The organism is Kineococcus halophytocola (assembly GCF_041276425.1).
GTDB lineage: Bacteria > Actinomycetota > Actinomycetes > Actinomycetales > Kineococcaceae > Kineococcus > Kineococcus halophytocola.
The window spans coordinates 90916-112508 of the sequence record NZ_JBGFTU010000004.1; the positions used below are offsets into that span (position 1 = coordinate 90916).

The following is a 21593-nucleotide window of genomic DNA, read 5'->3' on the forward strand; positions in this document are numbered from 1 at the left end:
CCGGGGACCGACAACGTGTCGTAGACCACCGTTCCGCCGGGTGGGGGAGGTTCGGCACGCGCTGTGCGGAGGTCGTGCGCAGGGTGCCCGGGACCGCGCGTCCGTGCGGGGGACGGCCCCGGAGGTCAGGGGAACCTCAGTGCCGGATCACAGAACGGTCTCGATCCTCGGCCGGTGTGCGCGGCGGGGCTGTCGACCCCGCCGCGGGGACCCTCAGTAGGGTGCGGGGCGCCGCGGGTCCACCGCGACGACCACACCACACCCGCGGGAGCCAGGACGCCATGACCACCGCCGCACCCACGTGGGCCGGGTTGCTGACCGAGCTGCTCGCCGGGCGCGACCTGACGGCGGAGCAGGCGGGCTGGGCCATGGACCAGGTCATGCGCGGGGACGCCGGTGACGTCCAGCTCGCCGGGTTCCTCGTCGCGCTGCGGGCCAAGGGCGAGACGAGCCAGGAGCTGACCGGTCTGGCCGACGCCATGCTGGCGCACGCCGTGCCGCTGCCGGTGCCCGGACCGGTCGTCGACCTCGTCGGCACCGGCGGTGACCGCGCCCACACCGTGAACATCTCCACGATGGGGTCCCTCGTCCTCGCCGGGGCCGGGCACCGCGTGGTCAAGCACGGCAACCGCGCCGCGACGTCGGCCTCGGGCTCGGCCGACGTGCTGGAGGCGCTCGGCGTGCGCCTGGACCTGCCGCCCCGACGGGTGGGGGAGCTGGCCGTCGAGGTCGGGATCACGTTCTGCTTCGCCCAGGTCTTCCACCCGGCCATGCGGCACGCGGCCGGCGCCCGCGGCGGGCTCGGCGTCCCCACGGCGTTCAACGTCCTGGGCCCGCTGACCAACCCCGCCCGCGCCGGGGCCACCGCCGTGGGGGTCGCCGACCGGCGCGCCGCCCCGCTGGTGGCGGACGTGCTGGCCGCGCGCGGCACCCAGGCCCTCGTCTTCCGCGGCGAGGACGGTCTGGACGAGCTGACCGGCACCGGCCCGGCCCGGGTGTGGGTCGTCGACGCCGGGACGGTCACGCCGGTGGGCCTGGACCCCGTCGCCGAGCTCGGGCTGGCCCCCGCGACCCTCGCCGACCTGCGCGGCGCGGACGCGGCCCACAACGCCGGCGTCGTGCGGGACCTGTTGGCCGGGACCCGCGGCCCCGTGCGCGACGCCGTCGTCCTCAACGCCGCCGCCGCCCTCGTCGCGGCCGGGGTCCGCGCCGAGGGGGGCGCGGGGCTGGCCGAGGGGCTGGTGCCCCACCTGGCCGAGGGGATGCGGCAGGCGGCCGCCTCGCTGGACTCCGGTGCCGCCGCCGACGTGCTCGAGCGGTGGGTGCGCGCCTCGGCCTGAGCACCCTCAGGGCCGGCGCCGCAGCCAGCGCGGGGTCAGGGCGAGCGAGGCCAGGGCCAGGACGGCGACGACGGCCTGCCCCGCGACGGCGAGCGGGCCGCCCATCCCCAGGGCGTGCACGGCCCACCCGTTCGCCGCCGCGTCCGTCACGAGGACCCCCGGGGCCAGCACGAGCCCCGGGCGGTGCCGGCGGGCCACCAGGACCGCGGCGAGCGGGTCCAGGACCAGCAGGGCCGACCAGTACGCCGCCAGCCAGCCCGGAGCCCCGGCGTAGGCGCTCCACCCGCCGGCCACCACGTCCAGCGCGTGCTGCACCGTCCCCCACGCCAGGACCAGGACGAGGGCGGCCGCCGCGCGGCGCGACCACCGGGGCTCGCCCGACCACCGGGGCGAGAGCAGCCGCGGCCGGCCGCGGACGCCGCTCAGGTGCTCGGGTGGTCAGTCGACGCCGAGCGCGAAGGCGGACTCCAGGTCGTGCCGGGAGTAGGCGCGGAAGGCGATGTTCGTCGTCGTGGAGACCACGCCCTCGACGCGGCTGATGCCCCCGGCGATGACGTCGGCGAGGTCCTCGTGCCGGCGCACCCGCACCATGACGACGAGGTCGACGTCACCGGTGACGGAGTACACCTCGCTCACCCCGTCCAGCTCGGCGAGGGCCTGGGCGACCTCGGGGATGCGCCGGCCGTCGCAGGCCACGTTCACGATGGCGGTGATCACGCAGGTGAGGCTACCGCCGTCGCCGCCAGCCGGCTGCGCGCCCAGCCCGCCCCGCGCACCGGGCAGGCCCAGGGGGAGGCGTCCGCGTCCTGCACCGCCACGAGGCGGACCCCCGGCTGCTCCAGCCAGCCCAGCAGGACGTCGGTCTCCTCCACCAGCAGCCCCGGCCGCCCCGGGCCCGGGGCGGGCACGACCTCGCCGGTGGCCCGCAGCGCGTCGATGTGCGGCATCGGGTCGGCCCCGCTGGGGGTGAGGCAGGTGCCCGCCAGCCGGCCGTGGCGGATGAGCACGACCTCCCACCCGCCCGTGGGCCAGCCCGGCTCCGGCGCGCAGCGCCGGGCGGCGACGATCTCGGGGCTGGCGGCCACGGGACCGCGCCGCTGGGCGCGGTCGGCGGTCCGCAGGAAGGCCTCGAGGCGGTCGCGGGTGCCGGCCGCCTCCTCGTAGCGCTGCTGGGCGGCCAGCGCCTGCAGCCGCCGCCGGCCGTGCTCCAGCGTGGCGGCGGCGTCCTCGCGCAGCGCCCGGCGGACCTGCTCGACGACCTCGGCGTAGGAGGCCGCGTCCTGCCCGCCCCGGTCCGCGCCCAGGCAGGGCGCCCCGCACCGGCCGATCTCGGCCAGGACGCACGCCCCCGGCCCGTCGGCCTTCGGGGCGCGGGGGATGCGCCGGGTGCACTGGCGCAGCGGGTGGACGTCGTGCAGGGCGGCGACGGCCAGCTCGGCCGTCCGCGCCGACCGGAACGGCCCCAGGTACTCCGCCCCCTGCGCGGTGTCGTCGCGCACCTGCCTGACCAGCGACAGCCGCGGCCACGCCTCGGCCGTCAGCTTGACCCAGGTCACCTTCTCCGGGGACTTCGAGCGCCGGTTGTAGGGCGGGGAGTGCTCGGCGATGAGGCGCAGCTCGCGCACCCGCGCCTCCAGCGGCGTCGCGCACACGACGGGCACCACCGTCGTCGCGGCCCGCACCATCTCCGTCATCCGCGGCCGGGTCTCCGAGGCCGTGAAGTAGGACCGGACCCGGCGGTGCACGTCCACCGACGTCCCCACGTACAGCACGCGGCCGGCGGCGTCGCGGAACTGGTAGACCCCCGGCGCCGAGGGCAGCCCCACCGCCAGGTGTTTCTTGGCGCGCCGCGCCGGGTTGACCGCGGTCGCGGTGAAGGCCGCCAGGTCCTCCAGGGAGTGCACCCCCCGGTTTCCCACCCGGGCCAGCAGCGCGTGCAGGACGTCGACCGTGGCCCGCGCGTCGTGCAGCGCCCGGTGGTCCGGGGTCGTCGTGGTGCCGAACAGGCGCGCCAGCGTGCCCAGCTTGCGGTTCGGCGCCTCGTCGCGGTCGACGAGCTGACGGGCCAGGACGACGGTGTCGACGACCCGGGGACCGGGCCAGGACCGGTCCGTCAGCGCGCACGCCGCCTTGAGGAAGCCCACGTCGTAGGGGGCGTTGTGCGCGACGAGCACGGCCCCGCGGTCGAAGCCGGCGAACTCCAGGAAGCTCGGCAGCACCTCCGGCGTGCTCGGCGAGGCCGCCACCATCCGGTTCGTGATGCCCGTGAGGACCTGGACGAAGGCCGGGATGGGGGAGGCGGGGCGCACGAGCGTCTGGAACTCGCCCAGCACCCGGCCGCCGCGGACCTTCACCGCGCCGATCTCGGTGATCTCCGCGCCCGACGGCGGCCCGCCCGTGGTCTCCAGGTCCAGGACGACGAACGTCACGTCCGCCAGCGGCTGCCCGAGGTCGTCGAAGCTCGTCTGGAAGCTCGCCGGGGAGCTCGCCGGGGAGCTCGACGGGTCGGAGGCGCGGCCGGGCATGGGGCGGACGGTAGGCGAGCGGTCCGACACGACCCCGCCGACACGCGGTGTCCGGTCCCCGCGGGGCCGCGACCCCGGTCGTCCGTCCGCGGGGGCGACCCTCAGCAGGTGATGCTGGTCGCCAGCAGGCCCCCGACCAGGACGCCGTAGCCGAGTCCGGCGAACCCCACGGTGAGCACCGCGCGCAGGGTGACCTCCAGCCACCCCCTCCGATCGCCGGTCCGGCCGGCCTGCCGCGCGCTGCGGGCGGTGGACCACGCGGCGGGCACGACCCCCAGCACCGCCAGCGCGGTCAGCACCTGGGCGAGCCGGATGAGCCAGGACGCGGGCGGTGGGGCGTCGTTCAGCAGGGCGGTCGCCACCACGGCCCAGAGGGTCCCCGCCGCGGCCAAGGCCACCACGGACGTGGTGCCGGCCGCGCGCACCAGCCGATCGCCTCGCGTGCGGTGCCTGCGGATCCGGTGACGCCAGCCGTGGACGGACGTCACGAGGCAGATCAGCAGCCAGGCCACGACGATGCCCAGCGAGACGGCCAGGACCCACGGCAGGACGGCCTGACGGGTGGGCATCGGGTGCAGGGTGAAAGCGGGGTCGAGCCCGATCGCGGTCACCGCCGTGCCGTCGTGGGCGGCGGCGACCCGGCGTTGGCCGTCGACCTCCTGCCACACCCACGGCTCCACCTCGACGAACGGCACGAGGGCGCCGGACGGATCGGTGATCTGCGAGATGGTCACGGTCCCCTCCGCCCCTGCCCGCACGTCGACGGCCGACAGCAGGAAGAACAACCGCGCGAAGGTGCTCTGGCTGCGCCGGGAGATCAGGTACGCGCCCTCCGCCCGAGCGCTGTGCTCCGCCGACGTCGACAGGGCGGCAGGTGCGGGGCGTCGGTCGGGGAAGTAGCGGTCGCTGAACCCGGTGAGCAGTTGCTCGCGCACGGCCAGGCTGGAGTCCGGGCGCACCCCGGTGCTGTTCAGGGCGAGGAAGATGCCGGTGTCGTCCTCGGGGTAGATCTGCAGCTGGGCGTGGAAGGCGGTCAGGTCACCGGCGTGCCCCAGGATCCGGTGACCGTTGCGGGACTGGTCGAAGTAGCCCAGCGCCATGCGCGGGCCGGCGGCCAGGCCGCCCAGCTGGTCGGGACCGAGGGCGGGCCGGTGCATCAGGTCCCGGGTGCTCGACCGCAGCGGAGGGCCCGGTGCCGGACCGGGTGCGGGCCCGGTCGCGGTGGTGGCGCCGGTCTCGTGGCCCAGCTGGGACAGCATGAAGGCGCTCATGTCCGCCGCCGTCGCCGAGATCGCGCCCGCAGGGGCGGGGCCGACGATCTCGAAGGGCACCGGCGCCGAGCCCGTGGAGTCGTACCCCTTCGACATCCGGTCGGCCAGGTGCGCCGGTAGCGGTTGGGCGAAGGTGGCGGTGCTCATCCCGGCGGCGGTCAGGACGTGGTCGGTGGCCCAGTCGGCGTAGTCGCGGCCCGTGACGCGTTGGACGACGTACGCAGCGAGGGCGTTGGAGTAGTTCGAGTAGGCCGGGACGGTGCCGGGGGCGAAGATCTGCTCGGGCGGGTCGGTGGTCACCACGGCGCGCAGCGTCGGCGGGTCGGCGCGGGGGGCCAGGATGACCCCGGCGATCCGGTCCTCGAAGCCGGCGGTGTGCGACAGCAGGTGTCGCAGGGTGACCGGTTGCGGGAACCTGGTGGGCAGGGTGAAGTCCAGGTGGTCCTGCACGGGCGCGTCCAGGTACAGGACCCCGTCCTGGACCAGCTGCAGCACCGCGGTAGCGGTCACGAGCTTGGAGATGGAGCCGATCCTGAACAGGGTCCGCTCGGGGTCGACGCGTTCAGCTCCGGAGTCGTCCGGGCCGGCCCCGGTCCCGGCCAGTCCGAACCCCCGTCGGGTCACGGTCTGCCCGTCGTGGACGACCGAGACCACGGCACCGGCGATGCCCTCGCGAGCCAGGACGGTGGGGAGGAGACCCTCCAGCCAGGTGTCGACGTCGCCGGTGGTGAGCTCGTGGGCGGCTGCCGGTGCGGTGGCTGCCGGTGCGGTGGCTGCCTGGGCGGTGCTCGACGCGCCGGCCCGGGCCGGTGTCCCCGTCGCGAGCCAGCTCGCGAACGCCAGCACCAGAGCGCACAGGGCTGCGGGTGCGGCGCGGTGGTGGCGCGCTCTGCGGGGTGTCGTGTGGCGTGTCGAACAACGCACGGGAGTCCCGATCCTGCCGGTGGAGCACCGAGCGCGGACTGCTCCGGTGGCACGTGGTGATCACGGTACCGCCCCCCCCGGGGCTGCCCGACGGAGCCGGCGGTGACCGCACCCGCCGCGGCGTGACCACGCCGGTGGCGCCAGGACCGAGGGGGCCGGCGCGGGTTCCGACGTCCGACGTCGTCCCGGTCGGCGCGGGACCTCGACGTCGACGGCCCGCACGCGCCGACCGCCACGCCGACACCCGGTGACGCCCGGTGCGCGCCCGAGCCCGTGGAGCCCAGAGCGACGACCCTGACGACCGCCGCGGCGACCGGTCGTGGCCCCGACGGGCGACCTCGTCAGGGTGGCGGGGAGGTCGGTGGTCTCCGGGCATCGGCAGGTGCGGGCGGTCGGCGCCGTGCTGGTCGGCGGGATGACCACGACGTGGCCCGGAGGGCGGGACGACCAGGCGTCTGTGGCAGCGCTGGAGCACGGTGACGCTGAGGATGCTGCTGCCCGTCTTCGGCTCGTAGAGGGTGGTCGATCCGCTGCACGTCCCCGGGCCCCACCTTCAGCCGCCGTCAGCGGCCTTTCGCTGAGAGGCGACTGCCGGATCGATCACCACACGTCGACGGCCGCCGGGCTGTTCAGCCCGGCGGCCGTCGCGCGTTCGGGTCAGGTCACCGCCGCGCTGAGAGGTGGTACGTGCGGACGATCAGGGCTCGTCCACGGGGCTGGGGTTCTGGGGCCACAGTCCAGTCGGTGACAGGTCCTGGGTCGGTGTGGCTCCATGGTGCTCCGGTCGGTGGCCCCCACGGGCGCTCGACGTGGACCTCGTGGGAGGAGTGGGATGGACGGGGATGTCCTGCGGCAGGGCGCGGTGCTGTTGGCCGTCACCGGGGGAATCCTCAGCGGCGCCACCGGTGACTACGGCGACGCGGCGGGCAGTGCGAGCCCGGTGGTGCCGGCTGACTACGCCTTCGGGATCTGGGTCCCGATCTACGCCGGGGTGGTGGCGTACGCGGTCGACCAGGCGCGGGCGACGCGTCGCACCGATGCGTTGCTGCAACGCACCGGGTGGCCGGTGGCTGCCGCAGTGGGGCTGTCGGGGGTGTGGGTGCGCGGGCAGGATCCACCGTGGTTGCAGTTGCCGGTCATCGCCGCGACCACAACGGCGGCGGTGATCGCGCTGGGACGAGCGCAGCCGCGCAGCGCGGCGGAGGACTCGGTGCGGGCTCGCTGGGTGGTGCAGGTGCCGGTCGGCCTGCTGGCGGGGTGGTTGACGCTGGCCACCACAGCGGCCACCACGGAGGTGCTGATCGCCAGTGGGGCGCGGGTCCGGCGCAGGGGAGTCGATGCGGCCGGTGCCCTGGTGCTGGCGGGAACTGCGGCGGCGGCGCTGAGTGGTGCACGCCTGCCGCGGGCGGGCGGTTGCGCCGCGGCGCTGGCGTGGGGGTTGGTGGGTGTCGCGGTGCGCGGTGCGCGTCGCTGGCCGCTGACCGGGGTGGTCGCCGGTGTGGGAGCCGGGGTCGCGGCTTCTGTGGGACTCCGCCCGGGGAAAGCGGCTCGGTGACGCCTGTCGCTCAGGTTCAGCGCGGGACGTGCCAGGCAGCGATCGGCTCACGCGGGTTCGATGCTCACGGCTGGAAGGACCGAGTGATTGCCAGGCGTTGCTGCCACAGCGTCGTGGCCGCATCGCCGGCCGGGGGCCGGTGAGCGGCGAACTCCACCGCCCACCGGCACTTGGCGATCATCGCGGTGTGGCGCTGGATCCAGGGCGGATGGCGGCCGTAGCCGGCGAAGAGGCTGGGCAACGCCGACAGCAGGTGCGGGTGGTGCATCCGCACGATCCACTCCGCCCACGCCACGTCGGCGACCGTCTCCAGGGACCCGTTCCCCAGGTGGGTGGAACTCGAAGTCCACCACGGCCGTCACCGCGAAGCTGTCCAGGTCCAGCAGGACGTTCTACGGGCCGAAGTCACCGTGCACCAGCACGGCCCCGGCTGGTGTGGAACTCGACGCCGAACTCGACGCCGAACTCGACGCCGAACCCAGCGCGGGCCACAGGCCCGTGGCGTTCACGTCGATCTGCTGCAGCTGGGCCGCCACCTGACCGGTGCTGTGCAGCACGGCGTCGGGGGCCTGTTCGATCAGTTCCTGGCCGGTGCGGCCGGCGACGTGCTCGATGCTGATCCGGCCTTTCTGGTCGTGCAGCAGAGCAGGTGCGGGCAGGAGGCCTGCCAGGTGGCGCAAGGCGGTGACCTCGGCGTGCTGGCGGCTGGGGGTGTCTGGTCCCAGGTAGCGCTCGGTGACCGCGCTGCCGGTGCTGGTGGTGGCGTTGGTGCATCCGTGCGGGAGTCGTTCGGGCGGCACACGACCTCCCAGGGCTCGACCGCAGGAGTGACGCTTCCTGACGCCACCGTTCTCCTGCGCCCGTGCCCGCAGGGCCCTCTGGCGCGGCGGTGGCTTCCTCGCTGCGTGACGGTCCTGCCCTCGGACGGCTTGTGCTCACCGCCGATCACCTCGCCCAGGCGAGGGGTGGAGTCGGCGCGCGGCGCGGTGGCCGGCCGAGTCAGCAGGTGGGGCCGGTGGGCCGGGAAGTGCCACCACCACGAAGGCTGGGAGCGTCACCGGTGTCCTGGTGCAGAACCATCACCGAGGTCCTGGGACGTGACGGGCACGCCGCCGAGGTGGGCGTCCGGGCGTCGAACCCCTGTTCGACCCTCGTGTCGGAGGTGGATGGTTCAGTGCGCAGCACCGGTCGCGGTGGCCGGTCCTGACGAGCTGGAGGTCCCCGGTGCTCATCGACTGCGACAGCTGCACGGCCCGTCCGCTGGCCTGCTCCGAGTGCGTCGTCTCCGTCCTGCTGGGCCCCCCGCAGGTGCGCGCGCTCGACGCCGAGGAGGTGGGCGCGGTGGAGGTGCTCGCGGCCTCCGGTCTGGTCCCCCCGCTGCGCCTGCGCACCGCACCCCCGGTGGCCCGGGTCGTCGGCCTGCCGACGGAGCGCCCGGGGGACCGGCAGGCGGGATGATGGCACCGTGCGCGCCGGTCCCTCGTTCCCCCGGCGCTCCCTCGTCCTCGCCCCCGTCCTCGCACCCGTCCTGGCGCCCCTGACGCTCGCGGCGTGCGGCCCCACCGCTCCGGCCGCCGACGACCCCGACCCGCTCGCGCAGGCCCTGGCCGGCCGCCGCCGCGCGCTCCTCGACGGTGACCTCGACGCCGCCGTGGCGGACCTGGCCGCGCCCGACCGGGCCGCCCAGCGGCGCCGCGACGCCACCGCTCTGGCCGCCGGTCTCGACGACTGGGCCGTCGGGGGCGTCCCGGCCGCTGCCGGGGAAGCCGGGGGACTGCTGCGCGTGCGCGTCGCGGGGGAGGGGCGGGCCGTCGCGTCCGGCGTCCGCGTGCGCTGGGACGGGGCCCTGCACCTCGCGGCGGACGACCCGCAGCCCTGGGACCTGGACGCACCCGTCACGGCCCAGCGGGTCGGCGGCGGCGTCGTCCTGCACGTGGGGGGACCGAGCGCGGTCGGCCGGGAGGTCGCGGCGGGCCTGGCCGACGCCACCGCCCGCGTCGACGGCGCGTGGGGCACCGACTGGCCCCGCGGCACGGCCGTCGTCGTCGTGCCCCGCGCGGTCGACGTCGCCCGGCTGGCCGGGACCGGCACCGACCTCGACGCCGTCGCCGTCGGGCTCGACGCCGACCTGCCCGACGGGCGCCCGGCCGGGGTCCGGGTCGTGCTGTCCGGGGAGCGGTTCGCGGCCCTGAGCCCGGTGGGTCGCGCCGTGGTGCTCACCCACGAGCTCGTGCACGTCGCGACCCGCGCCACGCCCCGCCCGGACGGGGCCGACGTCCCGCGCTGGCTCACCGAGGGCTACGCCGACCACGTCGCCCGGCGCGGGCGGGACGTCCCGGCCGGCGCCCTGGCCGCCGCGCTGCTCGCCGCCCCCGGCGAACCGCAGGTCCCGGCCGACGCGGACTTCACGGCGCCGGACGCCGGCCGGGTCCAGGTCGCCTACGCCGCCGCGTGGACGCTCGTGACCTCAGCGGCGCGCGTGGCCGGGACCCCCGCCGTCACCGCCCTCGTGCGCGACGTCTGGACGGGGACCCCGCCGGAGGCGGCCTGCGCCGCCCGGCTCGGGCGCCCCCTCGCCGACGTCGTCGCCACCTGGCGCCGCGACGTCGCGTCCGACCTGGTGGGGTGGGTGCCGTGAGCACCCTCGTCGTCACCAACGACTTCCCGCCCCGCACGGGCGGGATCGAGTCGTTCGTCCACGCCGTCGTGCGCCGGCTGCCGGACCTGGGGTCGGGGCCCGTCGTGGTGCACACGGCCCGCCAGCGCGGGGACGCGGCGACCGACGCGGCGCTAGCGGGCGCGGGGATCACGGTGGTGCGCGACCCGTCCCCGCTCCTGGTCCCCACCCCGGGGATCGTGCGGCGCGTGCAGGCCACGGCCCGCGAGCACGGCGCCGACCGGGCCTGGTTCGGGGCGGCGGCACCGCTGGGGCTCATGGCCCCCGCCCTGCGCGCGGCGGGGGTGCGGCGGACGGTGGCCACGACCCACGGGCACGAGGTGTGGTGGTCGAGCCTGCCGGGCTCCCGAGCCGCGCTGCGCCGGATCGGCGAGGGCAACGACACCGTCACCTACCTGGGGGACTGGTGCCGCGCCCAGGTGCAGCGGCCCCTGACCCCGGCCGCCCGGTCGCGGATGCGCCGGCTCACCCCCGGCGTCGACACGGGGGTGTTCCGGCCCGATCCCGCCGCGCGGCGCGAGGTGCGGGACCGGTACGGCCTGGGCGAGCGGCCCGTCGTCGTCTGCGTGTCCCGCCTCGTCGCGCGCAAGGGGCAGGACGTGCTCGTGCGGGCCCTGCCCGCGCTGCGCCGCCGGGTGCCGGACGCGGCCCTGCTCGTGGTCGGGGACGGCCCGCACCGGGCCGCGGTCCAGCGGCTGGCCGAGCGCGAGGGCGTCGGTGAGCACGTCGTCCTCACCGGGGCGGTCCCGTGGGAGCGGGCCCCGGCGTTCTACGCGGCCGGGGACGTCTTCTGCATGCCCACCCGCACCCGCCTGGGCGGGCTGGAGCCGGAGGCGCTGGGCATCTGCTACCTGGAGGCGGCCGCCTGCGGGCTGCCCGTGGTGGCCGGCGACTCCGGCGGGGCGCCCGACGCGGTCCTGGCGGGGGTCAACGGCGTCGTCGTCGACGGCCGCGACGTGTCCGCGGTGGCCCGGGAGGTCGCCGGGTTCCTCACCGACCCGGCCCGGTCGGCGGCCTTCGGCGCCGCCGGGCGGGAGTGGGTCAGCCGGCGCTGGAGCTGGGAGGAGCAGACGCGGCGGCTGGCGGCCCTGCTGGCCGGGACCGACGTCCCGGCCGACCCCGCGGGACCCTCCCGCTGAACCCGGACCGTCCCGCCTCACCGGCCGCGGCGGCCGCGGCGAGCAGCAGCAGCGCCCCCACCAGCCAGAACTGGTTGTAGAAGGCCTGCTTGTTGACGAGGTTGGCGGCGAGCAGGACGGCGGCGCACCACGTGAGCAGCCCCGCGAGGCCCACCGGGTGCCGGTGCAGGGTCACCACGGCCGCCCCGAGGACGCCGAGCACGACCAGGCCGACGACGGGCAGCGGCAGCCGCACCCCCGTCTCGTTCAGCACGAGGGTGTAGAGGGTGTCGGCGAAGCGCAGCGGCGGCAGCCCGAGCATCGTGCGGACGGTGTCGTGCCAGAACACCGGCAGGTCGGCGACGATCCACGGGGCCATCAGCAGCCCCGCCCCACCCGTCGCGGCCAGGGCGCGCCGCCAGCCGAACCGGGGCCAGACCGCCAGCAGCGGCAGCAGGGCGACGACGTGCTGCTTGCCGGCCAGCGCGACGGCGAGCGGCACCACCGCCCACCAGGCCCGGTCGGCCCGGACCAGCCACGCCCACAGCGCCAGGCCCACGAGCACCGTCGGCTCGGTCCACGCCTGCTCGATGAGCGTGCTCGACCCCGGGGCCAGCAGCAGCAGCGCCGCGGCGGCCACCGCGCCCCGGCGCCAGCGCCCCACCGCCGCCACGGCGAGCGCGCTGACCACGACGAGCACGAGCATCGCCCAGCGCACGTCCCCGGCGATCCAGCGTCCCGGCGCCGAGAGCACGGTCGTCCACGGCAGGTAGGCGAAGGCGTCGGAGATGCCGGGCGAACCCACCCACTGCCGGCCGTAGACCGACTCGCCGCGGCCCGTCGCGTCGGCGGCCTGCTGCAGGATCACCCACACGTCGATGCGCGGGGCCGGGTCGCCCACGATGACCAGCGCCCCGCTCGCCACCGCCCCGACGAGCGCGAGCGCCCCCGCCAGGGCGTGGGAGGCGCCCCGGCCCGGCAGCAGCAGCCCGGCGGCGGCGACCGAGGCCACCCCCAGGGTGAGCTGCACGCCCGAGAGGGCCCGGGTGTCGAGGTAGGAGAACGGCGTCAGCGTCAGGTGCACCAGCCCCACGACCGCCAGCACCGCCGACGGCACCCAGCTGCCCGTCCGGGATTCCGGCCGGCCGGGGTCCCCGCCGGTGCCCTCGCGGGCCGTCCACGCGAGCGCGACGACGACGACCGCGACGGCGACGTACCCGGCGACGATCCACCACCGGTAGCGCACGACGCTGTGGGTGGCCAGGGCCAGCAGCGCCGTCCACGCGGCCAGGGCGGCCGTCTCGCGCGACCTCACGAGCTGTAGAGCGCCTCGACCTCGACCGCGAGCTCGTGCAGGACCTCGTGGCGCTTCACCTTCATCGACGGCGTCAGGTACCCGTTCTCCACGGTGAAGTCCTCGGCCAGCACGCGGAACCTCCGGATGGACTCCGCCCGGCTCACCGACTCGTTGGCCTTGTCGACGGCGGCCTGCAGCGCGGCGAGGACGTCGGCGTCGGACCGGGCCGACTCCAGCGTCAGCCCCGGCGTGCCGTGGTTGGCGCCCCAGGAGGGCAGGGCCTCCTCGTCCAGGGTCAGCAGGCAGCCGACGTAGTGCCGCTGGTCGCCCACGACGACGGCCTGGGAGATGAGCGGGTGCGCGCGCAACCGGTCCTCCAGCGCCGCCGGCACCACGTTCTTGCCGTTGGCGGTGACGATGATCTCCTTCTTGCGCCCGGTGATGCGCAGCGCGCCGTCGTCGTCGATGGAGCCGAGGTCACCGGTGCGGAACCAGCCGTCGTCGAAGGCGTCGCGGGTCTCCTCCGGGCGGCCGCGGTACTCGGTGAACACCCCGACCCCGCGGGCCTCGATCTCCCCGTCCGCCGCGATCCGCAGGTCGGTGCCCGGCAGCGGCGGCCCGACGGTGCCGATCTTCAACCGCGAGGGGCGGTTGACGGCCAGGGGGGCCGTCGTCTCGGTCAGCCCGTAGCCCTCCAGCACGACGAGCCCGGCCCCGCGGAAGAAGTGCGCCAGGTGCTCGCCCATCGGCGCGCCGCCGGAGACGGCGTACTCCACGCGACCGCCCATCAGCGTCCGCAGCTTGGCGTAGACGAGCCGGTCGAACAGCAGGTGCCGCAGCCGCAGGGCGGGGGAGGGCCCGCCGGTGTCCAGGGAGCGCGACCACGCGTCGGCCGTCGCCGCCGCCTGCTCGAAGATGCGCGCGCGCAGCTTCCCGCCGGCCGCGGCCTTCTGCTCGGCGCCGTTGTAGACCTTCTGGAAGACGCGCGGCACCGCGAGGATGAAGGTCGGGCGGAAGCCGCCCAGGTCGGTGAGCAGGTCCTTGGCGTCGGCGGTGTGCCCGACGCGGATGCGGCAGACCAGGCACAGCGCCTGGATGAACCGGGCGAAGACGTGGGCCAGCGGGATGAACAGCAGGGTCGCGGCGTCGGGGCGGCGCAGGACCTCGGGGATGGCGGCCTCGGCGTTGCGCGCCAGGTCCAGGAAGTTGCCGTGGGTCAGCACGCAGCCCTTGGGGCGGCCGGTCGTGCCGGAGGTGTAGATGACGGTCAGGGGGTCGCCCGGCCCGGCCACGGCGCGGGCGCGGTCGACGTCGGCGTCGGGCACCTCCCGGCCGGCGGCCCGCAGCTCCTCCAGCCCGCCGGACTCCAGCGTCCAGACGTCGCGCAGCCCGGGCAGCCGGTCGCGCACGGCGGCGATCCGGGCCGCGTTCGCCCCGGTCTCGGCGAAGCACGCCACGGCCCCGGAGTCGGACAGGATCCACTCGACCTGCTCGGGGGAGCTCGTCTCGTAGACCGGGACGGTGACCGCGCCCGCGAACCAGCCCGCGACGTCGACCAGCGTCCACTCGTAGCTCGTGCGCGCCATGATCCCGACCCGGTCGCCGGGCGCGACCCCCGCGGCGAGCAGTCCCTTGGCCACGGCTGTGACGTCGGCGAGGAACTCGACGGCCGTGACGTCGCGCCAGCTGCCGTCGGCCTGCTTGCGGCTGGCCGAGACGTGGCCCGGGTCCTCGCGCGCCGTCTGCGCGACGCAGTCGGTCATGTTCCCTGTCGTGGCAGGAGGGACGAGCGGGGGCTCGCTGCTGCTCGGCACGGTGGTTCCTCCCGGGTCGGCCCCGCCGCTCTGCGAGGACGTGGTTCGTGCGTGGGTCCTGCGTGGGTCGTGCGTGGTGCGCCGGGAACGGGCCCGGGCGGGGTGCCAGCGACCCTACCCGCGGACGCGCCCGGCGCCCCCGGCACGCCACGCAGTCCCACGTCCGGCTCAACGCGCACCCGCGCCCGGGGTTCCCGCGCCGGTCCGGGACGGCTCAAGGACCGGGCCCGGGCTGCCGATGCGGGCAGGTGTGAGCCAGGACTCCCGCGCGCCGCAGCCCACCTCGTTCCTCGACGCGCTGCACCCCGCCACCGGGGAGGACACCGACCTCGGCTGGGCCCCCCGGCGCGGTCCCCGACCCGTCACCACGACGTCGGCGGCGTTCGGGGGCGTCGAGGTCGGCCCGCCGGTGAGCCGGCTGCCGGTGCCCGCCGCCGAGCCCGCCGTCGAGCCCGCCGCCGAGCCCGCCGTCGAGCCCGCCGTCGAGCCCGCCCCCGCCGCGGTGGCACCGTCGCGGTGCCCCTCCTGCGGTTCGCGCACCCGTCCGGAGGAGGCGTGGTGCTCGCTGTGCCACACCTCGCTGCTGCCCGTCCCCACGCCCGTTCCCTCGCCCGGCCCCGCGCCGCACCCGGCCCCCGCCCCGGCCCCGGCGGCCGCCCGGGTGGTGGAGGACGCCGACGGCCAGCTGGCCCTCGACCTCGGGGCCCCCGAACGCCCCGCGTTCGACGAGGCCGAGGCCGACCGGATGCTGGGCGCCCTGTCCCGCGAGGGCGGGGCCGGGGTGCGCGGCCTGGGCAGCCGTCGCGCCAAGGTGCTCGTCGCGGCCGGGGGCGCGGCCGGCCTCACGGCGCTGCTGCTGGGCGCGATGGCGGTGCTGGGCGCGGTCGTGGGCTGACACGACCGGGGGAGACGACCGGGGGAGACGACCGGGGGGACGACCGGGGGGACGACCGGGCGAGGGCCCACCGGGCCGGACCCGGTAACCTCGGGCGGGCTCCGCGTCCGTGGGGCCGCCCTGCGCCGCGGGGCCGACGTCGCAGGGAGAACCGCACCGGCATGGTCGAGCTGGCACCCCAGAACCCCGTTCCCAACGCTGTGGGCGTCGACATCGGCGGCACCAAGATCGCGGCCGGGGTCGTCGACCACCGCGGCGAGATCCTCGTCCAGACCCGCCGGGAGACCCCCGCCTCGCACCCCTCGGCCATCGCCGACGCGGTCGCCGACGCGGTCGCCGAGCTGCGCACGACCCACGTCTTCGGCCCGGTGGGCGTCGCGGCCGCCGGGTTCGTCGACGCCGCCCGCCGGCAGGTCGTCTTCGCCCCCAACCTGGCCTGGCGCGACGAACCGCTGGCCGACCACCTCGAGGCCCGCGTCGACGCGCCCGTGGTCGTGGAGAACGACGCCAACGCCGCGGCCTGGGCCGAGTACCGCTTCGGCGGCGGCCTGGACGAGCACGGCAACGCCGTCGACGACCTCGTCATGCTGACCCTGGGCACCGGCCTCGGCGGCGGGATCGTCACCGGCGGGGTCCTGCAGCGCGGGGCCAACGGGGCCGCCGCCGAGCTGGGCCACGTCCGCGCCGTCCCCGGGGGCCGGGCCTGCGGCTGCGGGAACTCCGGCTGCTGGGAGCAGTACGTCGCGGGCAACGCCCTCGTGCGCGACGCCCGGGACCTGCTGCGCTCGGGGGACCCCGACGGTGCGCCGCTGCTGGCGGCCGTCGGGGGGGACCCGGAGGCCGTGAGCGGCCCGGTCGTGACGCGGCTGGCGCAGGACGGGGACCCCGGCTGCGCGCGGCTGCTCGCCGACGTGGGCCGCTGGTTGGGCGAGGCCGTCGCCAGCTTCGTCGCGATGCTCGACCCGGAGGTCGTCGTCATCGGCGGCGGGGTCTCCAGCGCCGGCGACCTGCTGCTGGGCCCGGCGCGGACCAGCCTGGCCGAGAACCTCTCGGGCCGGACCCACCGCCGGCCGCCGCCGCTGCGCACCGCGACGAAGGGCAACGACGCCGGCATCATCGGCGCCGCCGACCTCGCCCGCGTCTGACCCGGTCCACTCCACGACCCCCGCTCCGGGAGACCGCATGGCCGTTCCTCGCGAACCCCGCACCCCGCGCCGCCGCCGCCGCGCCCCCGACCCCCGCCGGGTGGCGCTGCAGCAGCGGTTGCGGCAGCAGACGCGCCGGGTCTTCATCGGGGACGGCCCGGCGGTGGGGGTGGACATCGGCGGCACGAAGGTCGCCGCCGGCGTGGTCGACGGGGAGGGGCGCGTCGTCGCGCAACTGCGCCGGGAGACCCCCACGACCAGCCCGCAGGGGGTCGAGGACACCATCGCCGAGGTCGTCGAGGAGCTCGCCGCCCACCACGACATCGTCTCGGTCGGCATCGGCGCCGCCGGGTTCGTCGACGCCGAGCGCGCCACCGTCCTGTTCGCCCCGCACCTGGCCTGGCGCAACGAGCCGCTGCGCGAGGCCGTCGAACGCCGCGTCCGCACCCGGCTGGGCCGGCGCGTGGGGCGGCGCACGGTCGTGGAGAACGACGCGAACGCCGCCGCGTGGGCCGAGTACCGCTTCGGCGCCGGCCGCGGGGAGTCCCGGCTCGTCTGCGTGACGATGGGCACCGGCATCGGCGGCGGCATCGTCACCCAGGGCCGGGTCGTGCGCGGCCGCTACGGCATCGCCGGCGAGTTCGGGCACATGATCGTCGTCCCCGGCGGGCACCGCTGCGAGTGCGGCAACCGGGGGTGCTGGGAGCAGTACGCCTCGGGCAACGCCCTGGTGCGCGAGGCGCGGGAGCTGGCCCGGTCGAACTCGCCCGTGGCCCACCACCTGCTCGACCTCGCCGGGGGCAACCCCGAGGCCATCAGCGGACCGATGGTCACCGACGCCGCCCGCGCCGGGGACCCGGCCGCGGTCGAGCTGTTCGAGGACGTGGGCCGCTGGCTGGGCATCGGCGTGGCGAACCTGGCCGCCGCGCTCGACCCGGGCACCGTCGTCATCGGCGGTGGGGTCTCCGACGCCGACGAGCTGCTGCTCGGCCCGTGCCGGGAGGCCTACCGCCGCACGCTCACCGGTCGCGGGTTCCGGCCCGAGCTGACCATCGCGCGGGCCAGCCTGGGCCCGGCCGCCGGTCTCGTGGGGGCCGCGGACCTGTCCCGCGGCTGGGGGTGAGCACCACCGCGCCGGCCGGGGCCCGGGCGGTGGCCGGGCTGCGGGTCGCCACGTTCAACGTCCGGGAGCTGCTGGACGACACCCTCGCCGTCCGGGAGGTGCTGCGCGAGCTGGCCGCCGACGTCGTGTGCCTGCAGGAGGTGCCCACGCACGTCCTGGCCCGGCACCGGCTGGGGGTCCTCGCCGCCGACACCGGGTCGTGGGTGACCGCGGCCGGCCCGGCCGGTGCGGGGACCGCGGTGCTGACCGCCGCGCGGGTGGACGTGCGCGCCGCGGGGGTGCGGGCGCTGCCGACCCCGCGCCGGCGGGGGTGGCGGCCGGTGCGGCGGCGCGGCACCGCCGAGGTCGTCGTGCGGGTCCCGCTGGGACCGGGCTGGTCGGTGCCGGTCCTCGTCCGCAGCGTGCACCTGGGGCTGACGCCGCAGGAGCGGTCCGAGCACCTGGACCTGCTCCTGCCGGGCGCGGCCGTCCCCGGGGCCGTGGGTCCCTGGCGCGGTGCCCCCACCGTGCTGGCCGGCGACCTCAACGAGGAACCGGGCGGTCCGGTGCACCGGCGGCTGGCCACGGTCCTGCTCGACGCGGCCGAGGCCGACGGGTCCGCGGCGCCGACGTTCCCCGCCCGGGCGCCGCGCCGGCGGCTCGACGTGCTGCTGACCGACCGCCGCCTCTCGGTCGTGCGGGTCGACACCCCCGCCGCTCACCCCGGGGCCAGCGACCACCTGCCCGTCGTCGCCGACCTGCTCGTGCCGGCCGGGCCCCGCTGAGGCTCAGACCACGGCACCGTCGTCGTCGTCGTCGTCCCGGTGGCCCGGCAGCCGGACCACGAGCGTGGCGAAGCCCGCGACGAAGACGGCCGCGGTGATGGCCGTCATGAGCTGGGGTACGTCGTTCCAGCCCAGGGCGACGACGAGGAGGAACAGGGGGGCGCCGACCACCGCGATCCAGGCCGCCCAGCCGACGACGTCGCGCGGCAGCGGGGAGGGGTCGGCCGGGACGAAGCGGTCCTCGGCCAGCGCCCGCAGCTCGGGCGGCTCCTCGTCGCGCTGACGGGGCGCGGCGAACCACTCCGGGTCCGGGACCTGCTCCGTCGGGGGCGGCGGCAGCGGGGCCGCGGGCCGCACGAGCCGCGTGCGCTCCTCCGGGGTCTCGCCGCTCTCCCCGGGGGCGGCGCGGTGCCGGGGGCCACGGTCCCCGTCGGGATCGCCGTCCTGCTCCTCGTCGCGCGCGTCGTCCGGCTCACCGTCGGCGGCATCGGCATCGGCATCGGCATCAGCATCGGCATCAGCATCGGCATCGGCATCGGCGTCGGTCCCGGTGCCGCCGGACCCGGTGTCGTCGGTCGCCTCGGCCTCGGCCGCACCCTGGTCCCGCGCGTCCCGGGTGCCCCGTTCCGGGGCCGCCGCCTCGTCCCCCCAGCGCGCGACGATCTCGGCGAACGCCGCGTCGACGTCGAGGGGGCCGGATCCGTCGTCCGGGGTGCGGGACACCCGTTCATCGTGTCACGCCGGGGCGGGACCGGTCGAGGTCGACACCGGTCCCGGTAGCGTGCCGGAGGTGCCCCGGTTCCCGGTCCTGTACTGGCCGATCAAGCTCCTCGTCGCCGAGCCGCTGGTCACCGCCGTGTTCCGGCCCTGGGTGCGCGGGCTGGAGCACGTCCCCGCTTCGGGTCCGGCCATCATGGCCAGCAACCACCTGTCCGCGGCGGACACCGTGCTGCTGCCGACGGTGGTGCGCCGCCGGGTCACCTTCATCGCCAAGGCCGACCTGTTCCGCGGCAGCGGGGTCAAGGGGCGCCTGACCGCCGGGCTCATGCACGGCATCGGGCAGTTGCCGGTGGACCGCTCCGGGGGCCGGGCGTCCTCGGCCGCGATCGACAGCGCCGTGTCGGTCCTGCGCGCCGGGGAGCTGTTCGGCATCTACCCCGAGGGCACCCGCTCACCCGACGGGCGGCTGTACCGCGGCCGCACCGGGGTCGCCCGCATCGCGCTGGCCTCGGGGGCGCCCGTGCTGCCCGTGGCGATGGTCGGCACCGAGGACCTGCTGCCGACGGGGCGGCTGCTGCCCAAGGTGCGCCGGGTCGGCGTCGTCATCGGCGAGCCGCTGGACTTCTCCCGCTACGCCGGCCGCGCCGAGGACCAGCTCGTCGTCCGGTCGGTGACCGACGAGGTCATGGCGGCGATCCAGGCGTTGTCGCACCAGGAGTACGTCGACGTCTACGCCGAGCGCAGCCGCCTGCGCGCGGAGCTGTCGCGGAGCACCGGGGTCCCCGAGCCCACGACCGGTTCCTCGGGCGGACCGGGTGGGCGCGCGGCCCCGGCGGGACCGCCGCCGCACGCCGAGGACCGGGGGCCGGAGGGGGCCGGCGGGAGCCCGGCGCGGAGGTGACCCGGCGGTGAACGGACAGGGCCGGGACCCGGTGCTGAACTGCGGCGACCCCGGGGGTGCCGGAGTGCGACACTGGCCCGCGTGAGCACACCCGCGACCGCGACGACCGATCCGAGCACGATCGCGGGTCCGTCCAGCACCAGCTGGCCGGACCTGCCCGCCGCCCAGCAGCCGCAGTGGCCGGACGCCGCCGCGCTGGCCGAGGTGCAGGCCGAGCTCGCGTCGTATCCCCCGCTCGTGTTCGCCGGGGAGGCCGACCAGCTGCGCTCGCAGCTGGCGAAGGCGGCCCGCGGTGAGGCGTTCCTGCTCCAGGGCGGGGACTGCGCCGAGACGTTCGCCGGCGCGACGGCCGACGGCATCCGCCGCCGGCTGAAGACGATGCTGCAGATGTCCGCCGTCCTGACCTACGGCGCCTCGCTGCCCGTGGTCAAGGTCGGCCGGATGGCCGGGCAGTTCTCCAAGCCGCGCTCCAGCAACGACGAGACCCGCGACGGCGTCACCCTGCCCGCCTACCGCGGGGACGCCGTCAACGACTACGCGTTCACCCCGCAGGCGCGCACCCCGGACCCGCAGCGCCTGCTGCGGGCGTACCACACGTCCTCGGCGACGCTGAACCTCATCCGCGCCTTCACGACCGGTGGGTACGCCGACCTGCGCAAGGTCCACGAGTGGAACCGCGGGTTCGCGGCGACGGCGGCCAACCAGAAGTACGAGGCCCTGGCCCGCGACATCGACAAGGCGATGAAGTTCATGATCGCCTGCGGCGCGGACTTCGACGCCCTCAAGTCGGTCGACTTCTTCGCCAGCCACGAGGCGCTGCTGCTGGACTACGAGCGGCCGCTGACGCGCACGCTGGACGAGGAACCGCCGCTGGCCGGTCCCGCCGGCACCGACGTGCGCCAGGGCGGCCCCTACGACGTCTCGGCGCACATGGTCTGGATCGGGGAGCGCACCCGTCAGCTCGACGGCGCGCACGTGGACTTCGCCGCGCGCATCCGCAACCCCGTCGGCATCAAGCTGGGCCCCAAGACCACCGTCGAGGACGCCCTGGCCCTGGTCGAGAAGGTCGACCCGTACCGCGAGCCGGGCCGGCTGACGTTCATCACGCGCATGGGTGCCTCCACGATCCGCGAGGCGCTGCCCGCGCTCGTCGAGGGCGTCACCCGCGCCGGCGCGCAGGTCACCTGGGTCTGCGACCCGATGCACGGCAACACGATCACCTCGACCAGCGGCTACAAGACCCGCCGCTTCGACGACGTCGTGGACGAGGTGCGCGGGTTCTTCGAGGTGCACCGCGCCCTGGGCACCGTGCCCGGCGGCCTGCACGTCGAGCTCACCGGGGACGACGTCACCGAGTGCCTCGGCGGGGCGTTCGACATCGACGACGCGGGGCTGGCGACCCGCTACGAGTCGCTGTGCGACCCGCGGCTGAACCACCAGCAGTCCCTGGAGCTGGCGTTCCTGGCCGCGGAGATGCTCTCCCAGCGCTGAGCTGCGCGACCCTCCAGCACGACCCTCCAGCAC

20 protein-coding genes are annotated in these 21593 nt (G+C 76.6%); 11 read left to right on the forward strand and 9 right to left on the reverse strand.

The annotated features are described in order from the left end of the window. The first annotated feature begins 281 nt into the window (after positions 1-281). Positions 282-1340, forward strand: coding sequence for an anthranilate phosphoribosyltransferase (trpD, locus tag AB2L27_RS04520; RefSeq protein ID WP_370440278.1), 1059 nt, complete (start codon positions 282-284; stop codon positions 1338-1340). A 6-nt stretch (positions 1341-1346) separates the two neighbouring features. Here the strand turns inward: trpD and AB2L27_RS04525 are convergent, their stop codons facing one another. From AB2L27_RS04525 to AB2L27_RS04540, 4 genes are all read right to left on the reverse strand, one after another. Next, on the reverse strand, positions 1347-1655 hold the full coding sequence (locus AB2L27_RS04525; protein ID WP_370440279.1) for a hypothetical protein: 309 nt from the start codon (positions 1653-1655) through the stop codon (positions 1347-1349). A gap of 123 nt (positions 1656-1778) precedes the next feature. Beyond that, positions 1779-2057, reverse strand: coding sequence for an Lrp/AsnC family transcriptional regulator (locus AB2L27_RS04530; protein ID WP_370440280.1), 279 nt, complete (start codon positions 2055-2057; stop codon positions 1779-1781). Further along, on the reverse strand, positions 2054-3865 hold the full coding sequence (locus tag AB2L27_RS04535; RefSeq protein WP_370440281.1) for a DEDD exonuclease domain-containing protein: 1812 nt from the start codon (positions 3863-3865) through the stop codon (positions 2054-2056). Before AB2L27_RS04535 ends, AB2L27_RS04530 begins: the two co-directional genes overlap by 4 nt. A gap of 101 nt (positions 3866-3966) precedes the next feature. Further along, entirely contained in the window at positions 3967-5982 is a 2016-nt protein-coding gene (locus AB2L27_RS04540; protein ID WP_370440282.1) for a serine hydrolase domain-containing protein, read from the reverse strand. A gap of 910 nt (positions 5983-6892) precedes the next feature. Between AB2L27_RS04540 and AB2L27_RS04545 the strand changes: the two genes are divergently transcribed. Next, positions 6893-7615, forward strand: coding sequence for a hypothetical protein (locus AB2L27_RS04545; protein WP_370440283.1), 723 nt, complete (start codon positions 6893-6895; stop codon positions 7613-7615). Between the two features lie 64 nt (positions 7616-7679). Here AB2L27_RS04545 and AB2L27_RS04550 read toward each other — a convergent pair whose 3' ends face one another. Together AB2L27_RS04550 and AB2L27_RS04555 are read right to left on the reverse strand one after the other, a co-directional pair. Then, a complete protein-coding gene (locus AB2L27_RS04550) occupies positions 7680-7910 on the reverse strand; it encodes a hypothetical protein (protein ID WP_370440284.1) in 231 nt (76 codons plus the stop codon). A gap of 97 nt (positions 7911-8007) precedes the next feature. Next, positions 8008-8415 (reverse strand): hypothetical protein, encoded by a 408-nt coding sequence (locus tag AB2L27_RS04555; protein ID WP_370440285.1) that lies wholly within the window; start codon positions 8413-8415, stop codon positions 8008-8010. 424 nt (positions 8416-8839) lie between these two features. On the opposite strand from AB2L27_RS04555, the gene AB2L27_RS04560 reads away from it, so the two are divergent. The 3 genes from AB2L27_RS04560 to AB2L27_RS04570 are packed head-to-tail and all read left to right on the forward strand — an operon-like array spanning position 8840 to position 11431. Continuing rightward, a complete protein-coding gene (locus AB2L27_RS04560) occupies positions 8840-9073 on the forward strand; it encodes a hypothetical protein (protein ID WP_370440286.1) in 234 nt (77 codons plus the stop codon). Between the two features lie 7 nt (positions 9074-9080). Continuing rightward, positions 9081-10253, forward strand: a complete 1173-nt coding sequence (locus tag AB2L27_RS04565) for a hypothetical protein (protein ID WP_370440287.1) — start codon at positions 9081-9083, stop codon at positions 10251-10253. After that, entirely contained in the window at positions 10250-11431 is a 1182-nt protein-coding gene (locus tag AB2L27_RS04570) for a glycosyltransferase family 4 protein (RefSeq protein ID WP_370440288.1), read from the forward strand. The genes AB2L27_RS04565 and AB2L27_RS04570 overlap by 4 nt, the downstream gene beginning before the upstream one ends. Here AB2L27_RS04570 and AB2L27_RS04575 read toward each other — a convergent pair. Then, complete coding sequence (locus tag AB2L27_RS04575) at positions 11334-12725, reverse strand: hypothetical protein (protein WP_370440289.1); 1392 nt, start codon at positions 12723-12725, stop codon at positions 11334-11336. The genes AB2L27_RS04570 and AB2L27_RS04575 overlap by 98 nt on opposite strands. After that, on the reverse strand, positions 12722-14470 hold the full coding sequence (locus AB2L27_RS04580; RefSeq protein ID WP_370440290.1) for an AMP-dependent synthetase/ligase: 1749 nt from the start codon (positions 14468-14470) through the stop codon (positions 12722-12724). The genes AB2L27_RS04575 and AB2L27_RS04580 overlap by 4 nt, the downstream gene beginning before the upstream one ends. A 301-nt stretch (positions 14471-14771) precedes the next feature. On the opposite strand from AB2L27_RS04580, the gene AB2L27_RS04585 reads away from it, so the two are divergent. The 4 genes from AB2L27_RS04585 to AB2L27_RS04600 all read left to right on the forward strand — a co-directional run bounded on the left by AB2L27_RS04585 (position 14772) and on the right by AB2L27_RS04600 (position 18448). After that, entirely contained in the window at positions 14772-15416 is a 645-nt protein-coding gene (locus AB2L27_RS04585) for a hypothetical protein (RefSeq protein ID WP_370440291.1), read from the forward strand. 161 nt (positions 15417-15577) lie between these two features. After that, positions 15578-16561, forward strand: coding sequence for an ROK family glucokinase (locus AB2L27_RS04590; RefSeq protein WP_370440292.1), 984 nt, complete (start codon positions 15578-15580; stop codon positions 16559-16561). A gap of 37 nt (positions 16562-16598) precedes the next feature. Beyond that, entirely contained in the window at positions 16599-17684 is a 1086-nt protein-coding gene (locus AB2L27_RS04595; RefSeq protein ID WP_370440293.1) for an ROK family glucokinase, read from the forward strand. Beyond that, complete coding sequence (locus AB2L27_RS04600) at positions 17681-18448, forward strand: endonuclease/exonuclease/phosphatase family protein (protein WP_370440294.1); 768 nt, start codon at positions 17681-17683, stop codon at positions 18446-18448. Before AB2L27_RS04595 ends, AB2L27_RS04600 begins: the two co-directional genes overlap by 4 nt. 3 nt (positions 18449-18451) lie before the next feature. On the opposite strand, the gene AB2L27_RS04605 is transcribed toward AB2L27_RS04600, so the two are convergent. Further along, a complete protein-coding gene (locus tag AB2L27_RS04605; RefSeq protein WP_370440295.1) occupies positions 18452-19171 on the reverse strand; it encodes a hypothetical protein in 720 nt (239 codons plus the stop codon). A gap of 67 nt (positions 19172-19238) precedes the next feature. Here AB2L27_RS04605 and AB2L27_RS04610 point away from each other — a divergent pair, with 67 nt between their 5' ends. Both AB2L27_RS04610 and AB2L27_RS04615 read left to right on the forward strand, forming a co-directional pair. Next, positions 19239-20069, forward strand: coding sequence for a lysophospholipid acyltransferase family protein (locus AB2L27_RS04610; RefSeq protein ID WP_370440296.1), 831 nt, complete (start codon positions 19239-19241; stop codon positions 20067-20069). Positions 20070-20189: 120 nt separating this feature from the next. Next, positions 20190-21560, forward strand: a complete 1371-nt coding sequence (locus tag AB2L27_RS04615; RefSeq protein ID WP_370440409.1) for a class II 3-deoxy-7-phosphoheptulonate synthase — start codon at positions 20190-20192, stop codon at positions 21558-21560. Positions 21561-21593: the final 33 nt, after the last annotated feature.